This is a genomic window from Paenibacillus sp. D9 (assembly GCF_001188365.1).
In the GTDB taxonomy this organism is placed as follows: Bacteria; Bacillota; Bacilli; order Paenibacillales; family Paenibacillaceae; genus Paenibacillus_O; species Paenibacillus_O humicus.
On sequence record NZ_JZEJ01000001.1, the window covers coordinates 4414694 to 4426619 of the forward strand.

Below are 11926 nucleotides of genomic sequence, written 5' to 3' on the forward strand. Positions count from 1 at the left end.
AGTTACGTTCACGTGCAAGGTTAAGTCGGGAAGACGGAGCCGCAGCGAAAGCGAGTCTGAATAGGGCGCCATAGTACGTGGATGTAGACCCGAAACCGTGTGATCTACCCCTGTCCAGGGTGAAGGTGCGGTAACACGCACTGGAGGCCCGAACCCACGAATGTTGAAAAATTCGGGGATGAGGTGGGGGTAGCGGAGAAATTCCAATCGAACTCGGAAATAGCTGGTTCTCCCCGAAATAGCTTTAGGGCTAGCCTCGGTGTTGAGCATGCTGGAGGTAGAGCACTGATTGGGTGCGGGGCCCGCCAAGGGTTACCAAGTCCAGTCAAACTCCGAATGCCAGTCATGTATAACCGGGAGTCAGACGGTGAGTGCTAAGATCCATCGTCAAGAGGGAAACAGCCCAGATCATCAGCTAAGGTCCCCAAGTGTGTGTTAAGTGGGAAAGGATGTGGAGTTGCCCAGACAACCAGGATGTTGGCTTAGAAGCAGCCACCATTTAAAGAGTGCGTAATAGCTCACTGGTCGAGTGACTCTGCGCCGAAAATGTAACGGGGCTAAACACACCACCGAAGCTATGGCATGTACCAATAGGTACTTGGGTAGGGGAGCGTTGTGTATAGGTTGAAGTCAGACCGTAAGGACTGGTGGACAGTACACAAGTGAGAATGCCGGTATGAGTAACGAAAAGATCAGTGAGAATCTGATCCGCCGTAAGCCTAAGGGTTCCTGAGGAAGGTTCGTCCGCTCAGGGTAAGTCGGGACCTAAGGCGAGGCCGAAAGGCGTAGTCGAAGGACAACAGGTTGATATTCCTGTACCACCGTAAGCCGTTATGAGCAATGGAGTGACGCAGAAGGGTAGTGACGCGGACCGATGGATGTGTCCGTCCAAGCAGTGAGGCTGGTTTGTTGGCAAATCCGCAAACCGTAAGGCTGGGCTGTGATGGGGAGGGAAACTTATAGTACCGAAGGTCATGATCTCCAGCTGCCAAGAAAAGCTTCTAGCCAGGCGAAGGTGCCCGTACCGCAAACCGACACAGGTAGGCGAGCAGAGCATGCTAAGGCGCGCGGAGTAACTCTCGTTAAGGAACTCGGCAACATGACCCCGTAACTTCGGGAGAAGGGGTGCCTCGGTAGGGTGAATAGCCCGAGGGGGCCGCAGTGAAAAGGCCCAAGCGACTGTTTAGCAAAAACACAGGTCTGTGCGAAGCCGTAAGGCGAAGTATACGGGCTGACGCCTGCCCGGTGCTGGAAGGTTAAGGGGAGCGGTTAGGGGCAACCCGAAGCTGTGAACCGAAGCCCCAGTAAACGGCGGCCGTAACTATAACGGTCCTAAGGTAGCGAAATTCCTTGTCAGGTAAATTCTGACCCGCACGAATGGCGTAACGACTTGGGCGCTGTCTCAACGAGAGATCCGGTGAAATTTTAATACCTGTGAAGATGCAGGTTACCCGCGACAAGACGGAAAGACCCCATGGAGCTTTACTGCAGCTTGATATTGGACTTTGGTACGATCTGTACAGGATAGGTGGGAGCCTGGGAAGCCGGAGCGCCAGCTTCGGTGGAGGCACCGTTGGGATACCACCCTGATCGTATCGGAGTTCTAACCTGGTACCGTGATCCGGTACAGGGACCGTGTCAGGCGGGCAGTTTGACTGGGGCGGTCGCCTCCTAAAATGTAACGGAGGCGCCCAAAGGTTCCCTCAGAATGGTTGGAAATCATTCGCAGCGTGCAAAGGCATAAGGGAGCTTGACTGCGAGACCTACAAGTCGAGCAGGGACGAAAGTCGGGCTTAGTGATCCGGTGGTACCGAATGGAAGGGCCATCGCTCAACGGATAAAAGCTACCCTGGGGATAACAGGCTTATCTCCCCCAAGAGTCCACATCGACGGGGAGGTTTGGCACCTCGATGTCGGCTCATCGCATCCTGGGGCTGAAGTAGGTCCCAAGGGTTGGGCTGTTCGCCCATTAAAGCGGTACGCGAGCTGGGTTCAGAACGTCGTGAGACAGTTCGGTCCCTATCTGTCGTGGGCGCAGGAAATTTGAGAGGAGCTGTCCTTAGTACGAGAGGACCGGGATGGACGTACCGCTGGTGTACCAGTTGTTCCGCCAGGAGCACCGCTGGGTAGCTACGTACGGACGGGATAAGCGCTGAAAGCATCTAAGCGCGAAGCCCCCCTCAAGATGAGATTTCCCAGTATGTAAGACCCCTGGTAGACGACCAGGTTGATAGGTTCGGGGTGGAAGCGCAGCAATGCGTGCAGCTGACGAATACTAATCGGTCGAGGGCTTATCCTATGGATCAAGCCTAACGGGATATCGTCGCAAGACGATGAACGTTGGCGAGACATGGCGAGATGAATCTCAGTACGATTCGTTAGCCATGTAAGAAGCACGAATGGACTCAGCATCCAGCATATTGATTCGATCCAGTTTTCAAGGCGCAAGCTTTGAATGCACCACATATTCCCTGATAGCTCAGTTGGTAGAGCACTCGACTGTTAATCGAGTTGTCACAGGTTCGAGTCCTGTTCGGGGAGCCATTTGCTCTCATAGCTCAGTAGGTAGAGTGCATCCATGGTAAGGATGAGGTCACCGGTTCGATCCCGGTTGAGAGCTCCACAAGCGTGGCCCGTTGGTCAAGGGGTTAAGACACCTCCCTTTCACGGAGGTAACAGGGGTTCGAATCCCCTACGGGTCACCATTTTTTTTATTTTTACATAGTAAATGGTTCAGTGGGCAAATTATTGAGGAAGCTTAGCTCAGCTGGGAGAGCATCTGCCTTACAAGCAGAGGGTCGGGGGTTCGATCCCCTCAGCTTCCACCATATGCCTGTTGGGGATTAGCCAAGCGGTAAGGCAACGGACTTTGACTCCGTCATTCTCAGGTTCGATCCCTGAATCCCCAGCCATTTGCGAGCCATTAGCTCAGTTGGTAGAGCACCTGACTTTTAATCAGGGTGTCGAAGGTTCGAGTCCTTCATGGCTCACTTTTTTTGTTTGCGCGTATGGCGGAATTGGCAGACGCACCAGACTTAGGATCTGGCGCCTTCGGCGTGGGGGTTCAAGTCCCTCTACGCGCATCCACAAAACCTTGAGAAATCAAGGTTTTTTTTGTTTTTCCGAATAAAAGGCTGAATCGTCGCGAGCGGCTTAACCACATAAATCTTTGACATTTCAATTGAGAACCGTTATCATACATTGTATAATGATAATCGTTATCAAATAATCGGGTCGCAGCGATCCGCATAAGCAGAGAGGAGCTTGCAGCCATGGTTCGATTGACGACCAGCCAGCTGGATATAGCCTATGAAAAGAGACAGATCGTCCGTGACCTCAACCTGAGCATTCCTCAGGGGAAAATCACGGCGCTGGTAGGGTCTAACGGCTCCGGCAAGTCGACGATTCTGAAGACGATGGCTCGCCTGATGTCTCCTCAAAACGGACAGGTGCTGCTTGACGGCAAGTCCATCCATAAGCAGGCCACCAAGGAAGTCGCCAAGGAATTGGCGATTCTGCCTCAGAACCCGACGGCTCCCGATGGCCTGACGGTGCAGGAGCTTGTCTCCTACGGCCGGTTCCCTTATCAGAAGGGATTTGCCTCCATGCGCAAGGAAGACCGCGAGATCGTGGACTGGGCGCTTCAGGCGACGAGCATGACGGAATTCGCGGATCGTCCTGTGGACCAGCTGTCGGGCGGACAGCGGCAGCGGGGATGGATTGCCATGGCGCTGGCTCAGGAGACGGATATCCTCTTCCTCGACGAACCGACGACATTTCTCGATATGGCTCATCAGCTCGACGTTCTGCAGCTTCTTGAAGAGCTGAACGAGCAGGCGAAGAGGACGATTGTCATGGTGGTCCATGACTTGAACCATGCCTCGCGCTTCGCCCACCATATGATCGCGATCAAATCAGGCCGAGTTATGGCCGAGGGCGCGCCGGCTGAAGTCATGACGCCTGCCGTAATGAGGGATGTATTCGGCATCGAAGCCGATATCGTATCGGATCCGCGTACAGGAGTTCCTCTGTGCCTTCCATACGCTTTGGCGCCCAAAGAAAAGCGCAGGGAAACGGTAGCTGCAGCGGCATTGGAGCCGCAGCAGGTATTGCAGGCGGCTGTTTCGGGCCGTTAGAACGTCTAGTAACGGAGTTTAGGAATCGAGGGATAAGCATGAACGCAGATATCAGGCAGAAGCTTTCAGACAAGCATGGACTGCTCTGGGAGCTTCCCGATGGAATTCATATGACCGCTACCGCAGAGGAGCTGGCGCGGCCAGACACGGCATCCCGGTTCCTGGAGCTGTATGCAGGCCTGCTTCCGTCCACTTCGATTCAGCCTTCGGCTACTTACTTCTGTTCCTGGGCGAGAAGCCTTACAAGCGCGGTGCATTGGCTCCTGGCCAGCCGCGGCGGCTGCCTGTCGGTAGCTCCGCAGGATTGGACCGTCGTGCTTGCCAAGCCGGGAGCGTACGCTTCCATCAGCTTCATGCCTTCCTCCGCCACGCTTGTCACAGTGGAGGGCGACGGCTCGGCTATCGACCCGCAGACCGTCATGGACCGTTTATACGGAGAGCTGATCGCACCTATTTTCCGCACCTTCGCAGATGTGTCCGGCGTTCGCCAGAACGACCTGTGGCGGCTCATGGCGACCAATCTGAACTATACCAAGGCGACACTGCTTGCAGACTCCCCCGCAGAAAATGAATTCATGTCCTTGGAATCGGACTTTCGTTATGTGCTGACTGAAATGCCAGGCGAGAAGGTAGGGTTGGATCGCAATCCGCTGGCCATTCCGATGAGATATGTGGACAATCCGTACAAGCCCGGGGAGCAGAGCATGATGCGGGCTTCATGCTGCCTGGCTTACATGACGGACTTCGCGAAATACTGCTATACTTGTCCAAGGCTCAAATCTTCCGAACGCGACAAAATGATACAGGAAATCCGGGAGATGCAGAAGGTTTAAAAGAACAAAAAACAATTTCAAAAAAACACTTGCATTCCTTTGGGCAAGCTGATATATTATTACTTGTCGCGCTGAACAAAAGCGATGACAACAAGCGGAAGTGGCTCAGCGGTAGAGCATCGCCTTGCCAAGGCGAGGGTCGCGGGTTCGATTCCCGTCTTCCGCTCCATAATGTGTGCCCGTAGCTCAGCTGGATAGAGCATTTGACTACGAATCAAAAGGTCGGGAGTTCGAATCTCTCCGGGCACGCCATTTAAATATCGGGATGTAGCTCAGCTTGGTAGAGCACCTGGTTTGGGACCAGGGGGTCGCATGTTCAAATCGTGTCATCCCGACCATTTAGTTTGCGGGTGTAGTTCAATGGTAGAACTTCAGCCTTCCAAGCTGATAGCGTGGGTTCGATTCCCATCACCCGCTCCATATTTACATAACCTTTCTAATCCTTGCCCTCGGGCAGGGATTTTTTGTTTGGATTGTTGTTTTTGGGATGGAATGCGGCCCCCTTGGGAAACCTGAATCGGAATGAGAATCGGGTTGCCTAGCCCATGCAAGGGGGTTGCAAGATGCCTACGAAGAGATTTGTCGGTGCGGCGAAAAAGCCGCGCTGGATGCTGCTCGGCATAGCAGCGATTATCGGTACCGGGTACGCGGCGCCTCAGGGGGAGAAGGGGAGAGACTATTTCGAGTCGACGGGCCAGGCGTTATGGGAGGTGAGATCCGATCAAAAAGTAATCGCGATGACTTTCGACGACGGACCTGACCCGGTAAAGACCGCCCTCATCCTCGACGTACTGAAGGAATACGAAGCGAAGGCTACTTTTTTCGTCATCGGTAAAAATGCGGAGAAATATCCGGATGTCGTAAGAAGGGAAGCGGAGGAAGGCCATGAAGTAGCCAACCATACGTATACCCATCTGATGAGGCAGCCGCCTCAAGTAGACAAGCTGATCCGTGAAGTGAAGCGCAGCCAGGCGGTGCTGACCGGCATTACCGGCATCAAGCCGGTGCTGTTCCGGCCGCCGGGAGGCATTTACAACGAGCGGATGCTGCAAGCGATGAAACAAGAAGGGATGATGACGATCCTCTGGTCATGGCATCAGGACACGCGCGATTGGGCTCGGCCGGGCACAAGCGCCATCGTGAATAAAGTCATGCGGAACGTGCGGAGCGGCGATATCATTCTTTTCCATGACCGGGTGGAGCACAGCATGCAGACCATCGAAGCGCTGAAACAGATTCTTCCCAGCCTGAAGAAACAGGGATACCGGTTCGTTACGGTCAGTGAGCTGATCCGGTACGACAGCCGGCCGATATGGAACAAAGCCGAAAAGCCTTGAGCGACTCAAGGCTTTTTTCTTGTATGCCGCGTATGGATGCCGCTGCTTTACCGCTGTGACTCACCAAAAAATACTGGCTTCGACAGTCTTCTATCCCAAAAGGTTTTGTAGTATGATGATTAAAGCGATTTTTAGGCACCAGTTAGCGGGTAAGACGGGCCAGAGGGCCGGCCGTACATGACGTTTGAGCAGCAAGGGTTTGAGGTAATGGCATGAACATGCCGTACGCCTCGATACGACGCCTTGTTATTCAGCGTACCGGTAACCGGAGCGGGGCTAGCAGGAGAGCAGCCGCGCTTACCGTGTTTGCAAAATCAGCCATTTCATGCACTCTACGCTAACGATGCGGTTCCGCCCGCCTTGGGCAAGGAACCTGGAGGAGGAACAGAATGTCGGAACAGGCTGTAACCGCCCAAGCGGCGAATCGCCCGCAATCGAATAATCTGCTGCGCCGAGACGTCCGTTTCTTGGGAAATATTCTAGGGGATGTACTCGTTCACCAGGGCGGCAAGGAGCTGCTGGAAGTCGTGGAGAGAATCCGCGAGATGAGCAAGGCGCTGCGCGCCGAGTTCGTGACGGAGCTGTACGATGAGTTCAAGCAGACGATTACGACGCTGGACCCAGATATCCGCCATCAGGTTATCCGGGCATTTGCAATCTATTTCCAGCTGGTCAATATTGCAGAACAGAACCATCGGATTCGGCGCAAGAGGGACTATGAGCGCTCGGCTGGAGAAGCGGTGCAGCCGGGCTCGATCGAAGCGGCTGTCCAAGGGCTGCAGGAGCGCCATATCTCCATCGACGACGTGAAATCCATGCTGAACGACATTTCCCTCGAGCTCGTCATGACGGCTCATCCGACGGAGGCGACCCGCCGCGTCGTGCAGGACATCCACAAGCGGATCGCTGTCGGCATGATGGAGCTGGACAATCCGAACCTGACCTACCGGGAGCGGGAGAAGCTGCGCGAAGGGCTGCTCAATGAAGTGCTCATCCTTTGGCAGACCGATGAGCTGCGCGACCGCAAGCCTACGGTCATCGACGAGGTGCGCAACGGCCTTTATTATTTCGACGAAACGCTGTTCGAAGTTCTTCCCAACGTCTACGAGGAACTGGAGCGCTGCCTTCACAAATATTATCCGGAAGAGCAGTGGCATGTGCCGACTTACCTGAAGTTCGGCTCGTGGATCGGCGGCGACCGGGACGGCAACCCTTCCGTCAAGGCCAAGGTGACCTGGGAGACGCTGACGCTGCACAAGCAGCTCGCGCTCCGCAAGTATGAGACCGTCCTGAAGCAATGGATGGAGATTCTCAGCTTCAGCACGAATATCGTGGAAGTGCCGGCGGAGCTGATGGATTCCATCGCAAAGGATCAGCAGAGCGTCGAGCTGCGAGGCGTCGACAGATGGCGCAACGTCAAGGAGCCGTACAAGATCAAGCTCAGCTACATGCTTGAGAAGCTTGTCAACACGGGAGACGATTCCCTTCGCGGCTCGTCCACGCGCTACGGCAGTCCGGATGAATTCAAGGAGGACCTGCTGCTCATCGACCGCAGCCTGCGTTCCCATTATGCGGATTATACGGCCGATACGCATGTCCGCAAGCTGATCCGCCAGGTGGAGCTGTTCGGCTTCCATATGGCTGCGCTCGACATCCGCCAGCACAGCCAGGAGCATGAGAACGCCATGGCGGAGGTTCTGGCGAAGATGCATATCGTCGAGGACTACGCGGCGATGGGCGAAGAAGAGAAGATCGCGCTGCTGGCCAAGCTGCTGGACGATCCGCGTCCGCTTACGTCGGGCCATCTGGATTATTCCGAGAGCACCCGCGAATGCCTGGACGTCTACCAGACCGTCTACCGCGCCCAGCAGGAGTTCGGCACGGACTGCATTTCCAGCTACCTGATCAGCATGACCCAAGGCGCCAGCGATATGCTGGAGGTCATGGTATTCGCCAAGGAAGTGGGCCTCTTCCGCAAGGAAGCGGACGGCTCGGTGCGATGCACGCTCCAGTCGGTGCCGCTCTTCGAGACGATTGACGACCTGCATGCCGCGCCGGATATCATGAAGAGGCTGTTCGAGCTGCCGCTGTACCGCCAAGCCGTCGAGGCAAGAGGCAACCAGCATGAGATCATGCTGGGCTACTCCGACAGCAACAAGGACGGCGGTGTCGTAACGGCCAACTGGGAGCTGCGCATGGCCCTCAACGATATTACGGAGACGGGCGCGCAATACGGCGTCAAGCTCAAGTTCTTCCACGGCCGGGGCGGGGCGCTGGGCCGGGGCGGCATGCCGCTCGGCCGCAGCATTCTCGCTCAGCCTCCGCATACGATCGGAGGCGGAATCAAGATCACGGAGCAGGGCGAGGTGCTCTCGTCGCGCTACTCGATGCAAGGAATCGCGTACCGCAGCCTGGAGCAGGCGACTTGGGCGCTGCTGACCGCGGCGCGGCTCGCGATGCATCCGGAGCAAATGGCTCCCGAAAATCCGGAATGGAATGAGATCGCCAAGGAGATCTCCGAGACGGCTCAGCGGAAGTACCAGGATCTGATCTTCCGGGATTCGGACTTCATGGAGTTCTTCAAGGGAACGACTCCGCTGTCCGAAGTGGGCGAGCTCAACATCGGGTCGCGCCCGTCCAAGCGCAAGAACAGCGACCGCTTCGAGGATCTGCGCGCGATTCCTTGGGTATTCGCCTGGACGCAGAGCCGTTACCTGCTTCCGGCCTGGTACGCCGCCGGAACCGCGTTCCGGAGTTATGCCGGCGCGGATGAGAAGCGGCTCCAGACCCTTCAGGAGATGTACAAGGACTTCCCGTTCTTCCGCTCGCTTGTCGACAACCTGCAAATGGCCATGGCCAAAGCCGATCTGATCATCGCTAGAGAATATGCCGGCATGATTCAGAACGATGGGGTCCGTGACCGGATCTTCCGCCTCGTCGAGGAGGAATACGCTCTGACGTTGAAGTTCATTCTCGACATTACGGGACAAAAGGACTTGCTGGACAACGTTCCCGTCATACAGGAATCGATCCGCTTGCGCAATCCATACGTCGATCCGCTCAGCTATCTTCAAGTGGAGCTGCTGACGGAGCTGCGCCAGGAAGAGGGCGACAACGCCCATCTGCTGCGCGAAGTGCTGCTCACGATCAACGGAATTGCCGCAGGCCTCCGCAATACAGGCTGATAGCCTGAACGGAAAAGCACCTCATCTACACCAGGTTGACTGGTTCATCCGAAGGAAAGGCAGCAAGCGGCCGCACTGCTCAACTATGAGCGCTGCGGCCTTCTTGCTGCCTTTCCCGGCCTGAAAGGGGCGTCCAGAGGCTATGGGGAGACTGGCAAGAGAAGGCTATTGGACATCCGTGCTGCTCGTGCTGCTCGGGGCATCCAGCTACGGATTGATGTCGCCGCTCATCAAGCATGTGTATGGATTCGGGTATACGTTCAGCCAGGTTGTCGTGCATCAGCTGGCTGCCGGGACCGCGATGCTGTGGATCGTGGCTGCAGCGGCGGGGAAACGGCGGGGGGCTTCCTTGCGGCCCCGTCTATCCATGGGGCAATGGGCGGGGCTTGCTCTCATCGGCACGGCAGGACTCGCGATGACGACGGTGCTGTACAATCAAGCCCTGCAAGGGCTCAAGGCCTCCTTTGCCATCGTCTTGCTTTTTCAGTTCACCTGGATTACGATTGCGCTAGACAGTATCTGGAGCCGCCGTCTTCCCGGCTGGGGAAGGCTGGGATGCGTGGCGGTCATTCTGGCGGGCACGGTGCTCGCGCTCGGAATCGGCAGAGCCTCCTGGCCGCACGCCGCGGCCATGCCGCTGTTGTGCGGACTAGGCGCGGCGGTCACCTACAGCCTGTATCTGGCGGGAACCGGACGATTCCGGGCGGATCTCAATCCCGCCGCGGCTTCTGCTATAATGGTCACATTCGGATTTATATTGGTCCTGGCGCTGTTCGGCAGAGGCGCATGGGCAGGAGACGCCGAACCCCGGCTCGTCTTGTGGGCGGTCATGCTTGCGCTGCTCGGGCAAGTTATCCCCACGCTGCTGTTCACGATCGGGATTCCGCGCATAGGGAGCAGCCTTGCCGCGCTGCTGGGGGCCATGGAGCTGCCGGTAGCGGCAGCGGCAGCCTGGCTGATCGAAGGAGAGACGCTCAGCGCCCTCCAGCTGGGAGGCATAGCGGCTATTCTGGCCGGCATCGCGCTGGCGCAGAAGGCTCCCGCCAAGGAAAGTCCGGCAAGTCTGGAGGAATGAATGCAGTGAAATCCATCGAAGCCAACCTCATCCGCCTCGCGCTCAAGGGAGACCAGCGGGCGTTTGCGGATTTGGTTGGCATGTATCAGGACAAGTTATACCATTTGGCTTACCGGATGCTGTACAACCGCCAGGAAGCGGAGGATGCCGTTCAGGAGACGTTTCTGAGGGTGTTCCGCAATATGGAGCGGTATGACGAGTCGATGAAGTTCTCGACCTGGATCTACCGGATTACGACCAATCTGGCCATCGACCGGCTGCGCCGCCGCAAGCCGGGCTTCTCGCTGGATGCGGAGGTGCCGGAGCATGACGGGCTGGACGGGTATTCCATGTTCGCCAGCGAGGATGCATCTCCGGAGGACGAGGTGCTGCTGTCGGAGACCCAGCGGATCATCCGCACCGCGATCGAGACGCTGCCTCCAAAGTACAAATCCGTCATGGTGCTGCGTTACTTGGAGGACTTGTCGCTGCAGGAGATCAGCGATGTGCTCGATATGCCGGTCACGACGATCAAGACGCGCGTCCATAGGGGAAGGGAATTCCTCCGCAAGAAGCTTGAGCACAAATTATAAGCCGCAGGGCTTCACATAACAGGCTCAAAAAAACGAAACACAACCCGATCTCGCAACGTAAGCTATGAAGTAGAGCGCCGATCAGCGCGTTTTTCAAAAGTCATCGGGAAACGACCCGTTCCCTGAAGAAAGGACTGGCTGCCATGAAATGCAATGTCGCCATCGTTTGGATGCATGACTATATAGACGGCGAGCTGCCCCGCGAGGACGCCGTCGTTCTGAAGGAGCATCTGCTTTCCTGTCCGGGATGCCGGGCACGCTTCGAGCAGCTCGAGAAGACCGAGGCGCTGCTATCCTCCGCCATGACGGAACCGAGGGAGCCGATGCTTGCGCCTGCGGCTTCGGCGGCGCTGACCGAAAGAATTCTAAAACAAATTCCCCCTCCGGCTCGTCATAGAGATTGGACGGGATGGATTCGCAGACATCCTGCCTTGACGGCAGCGGCTGTCTTCGTGCTGGTCATGCTGGCCAGCTTCACGCCTGCAGTCAACAACGGTTCCGAGCTTATCGTGCGCGGCGACGATCTGAGACAGGTCGTCATCGACGGCCATACGGTCATCGTTCCCGAAGGCGCCCATCTGAAGGGCAGCCTGACGGTCGAGAACGGCATCGCCGACGTGCGGGGAGACGTGCAGGGCAGCGTCACGGTTGTGGACGGCTCTCTGCTGACGGCCTCCACGGCTCACATCGCCGGTCAGACACGCAAGATCGACCAGCTGCTGGACCGGCTTTGGTACAAGGTGACCCAGACTTTCGGAAGCACTCCGTGAAGGCTACAGGCCACGCTC

7 protein-coding genes, 11 tRNA genes and 1 rRNA gene (1 of these 19 only partly in view) are annotated in these 11926 nt (G+C 56.6%); all 19 read left to right on the top strand.

All coding sequences use genetic code 11. The annotated features are described in order from the left end of the window. Positions 1-2299: ribosomal RNA gene (locus VE23_RS19855) — 23S ribosomal RNA — on the top strand; it begins 630 nt to the left of the window's first position. Between the two features lie 169 nt (positions 2300-2468). Next, a tRNA-Asn gene (locus VE23_RS19860) sits at positions 2469-2544 on the top strand. 3 nt (positions 2545-2547) lie between these two features. Then, positions 2548-2623, top strand: a tRNA-Thr gene (locus VE23_RS19865). A 7-nt stretch (positions 2624-2630) separates the two neighbouring features. Next, positions 2631-2705, top strand: a tRNA-Glu gene (locus tag VE23_RS19870). A 47-nt stretch (positions 2706-2752) separates the two neighbouring features. After that, positions 2753-2828, top strand: a tRNA-Val gene (locus VE23_RS19875). A 9-nt stretch (positions 2829-2837) separates the two neighbouring features. Then, positions 2838-2912 (top strand) — tRNA-Gln (locus VE23_RS19880). A gap of 5 nt (positions 2913-2917) precedes the next feature. Next, a tRNA-Lys gene (locus VE23_RS19885) sits at positions 2918-2990 on the top strand. 12 nt (positions 2991-3002) lie between these two features. Then, positions 3003-3083, top strand: a tRNA-Leu gene (locus VE23_RS19890). 189 nt (positions 3084-3272) lie between these two features. After that, positions 3273-4136 carry an ABC transporter ATP-binding protein gene (locus tag VE23_RS19895; RefSeq protein WP_048746324.1) on the top strand — a complete coding sequence of 288 codons (864 nt, stop codon included), beginning with the start codon at positions 3273-3275 and terminating at the stop codon, positions 4134-4136. 38 nt (positions 4137-4174) lie between these two features. Continuing rightward, positions 4175-4969 carry a (2Fe-2S)-binding protein gene (locus tag VE23_RS19900; RefSeq protein ID WP_049868856.1) on the top strand — a complete coding sequence of 265 codons (795 nt, stop codon included), beginning with the start codon at positions 4175-4177 and terminating at the stop codon, positions 4967-4969. A gap of 94 nt (positions 4970-5063) precedes the next feature. Further along, positions 5064-5138: transfer RNA gene (locus VE23_RS19905), tRNA-Gly, on the top strand. A 6-nt stretch (positions 5139-5144) separates the two neighbouring features. After that, positions 5145-5221: transfer RNA gene (locus VE23_RS19910), tRNA-Arg, on the top strand. Between the two features lie 9 nt (positions 5222-5230). After that, positions 5231-5307, top strand: a tRNA-Pro gene (locus VE23_RS19915). An 8-nt stretch (positions 5308-5315) separates the two neighbouring features. Continuing rightward, a tRNA-Gly gene (locus tag VE23_RS19920) sits at positions 5316-5389 on the top strand. 143 nt (positions 5390-5532) lie between these two features. Next, the gene (locus tag VE23_RS19925) at positions 5533-6306 is read left to right on the top strand and encodes a polysaccharide deacetylase family protein (RefSeq protein ID WP_048746325.1); all 774 of its coding nucleotides are present in this window, start codon (positions 5533-5535) and stop codon (positions 6304-6306) included. Between the two features lie 389 nt (positions 6307-6695). Beyond that, complete coding sequence (gene ppc / locus VE23_RS19930; protein WP_049868858.1) at positions 6696-9491, top strand: phosphoenolpyruvate carboxylase; 2796 nt, start codon at positions 6696-6698, stop codon at positions 9489-9491. Between the two features lie 142 nt (positions 9492-9633). Beyond that, positions 9634-10566, top strand: coding sequence for an EamA family transporter (locus VE23_RS19935; RefSeq protein ID WP_049868860.1), 933 nt, complete (start codon positions 9634-9636; stop codon positions 10564-10566). Continuing rightward, the gene (gene sigW / locus VE23_RS19940) at positions 10563-11138 is read left to right on the top strand and encodes an RNA polymerase sigma factor SigW (RefSeq protein WP_021879271.1); all 576 of its coding nucleotides are present in this window, start codon (positions 10563-10565) and stop codon (positions 11136-11138) included. The genes VE23_RS19935 and sigW overlap by 4 nt, the downstream gene beginning before the upstream one ends. A gap of 143 nt (positions 11139-11281) precedes the next feature. Further along, positions 11282-11908, top strand: a complete 627-nt coding sequence (locus VE23_RS19945) for a zf-HC2 domain-containing protein (RefSeq protein ID WP_048746328.1) — start codon at positions 11282-11284, stop codon at positions 11906-11908. Positions 11909-11926: the final 18 nt, after the last annotated feature.

What these genes read in the sequence shown, in the direction of transcription:
- sigW (WP_021879271.1), top strand. Translation starts at nt 10,563, where the DNA reads ATGAATGCAGTGAAATCCATCGAAGCCAACCTCATCCGCCTCGCGCTC.
- VE23_RS19900 (WP_049868856.1), top strand. Translation starts at nt 4,175, where the DNA reads ATGAACGCAGATATCAGGCAGAAGCTTTCAGACAAGCATGGACTGCTC.
- VE23_RS19935 (WP_049868860.1), top strand. Translation starts at nt 9,634, where the DNA reads ATGGGGAGACTGGCAAGAGAAGGCTATTGGACATCCGTGCTGCTCGTG.
- VE23_RS19925 (WP_048746325.1), top strand. Translation starts at nt 5,533, where the DNA reads ATGCCTACGAAGAGATTTGTCGGTGCGGCGAAAAAGCCGCGCTGGATG.
- ppc (WP_049868858.1), top strand. Translation starts at nt 6,696, where the DNA reads ATGTCGGAACAGGCTGTAACCGCCCAAGCGGCGAATCGCCCGCAATCG.
- VE23_RS19895 (WP_048746324.1), top strand. Translation starts at nt 3,273, where the DNA reads ATGGTTCGATTGACGACCAGCCAGCTGGATATAGCCTATGAAAAGAGA.
- VE23_RS19945 (WP_048746328.1), top strand. Translation starts at nt 11,282, where the DNA reads ATGAAATGCAATGTCGCCATCGTTTGGATGCATGACTATATAGACGGC.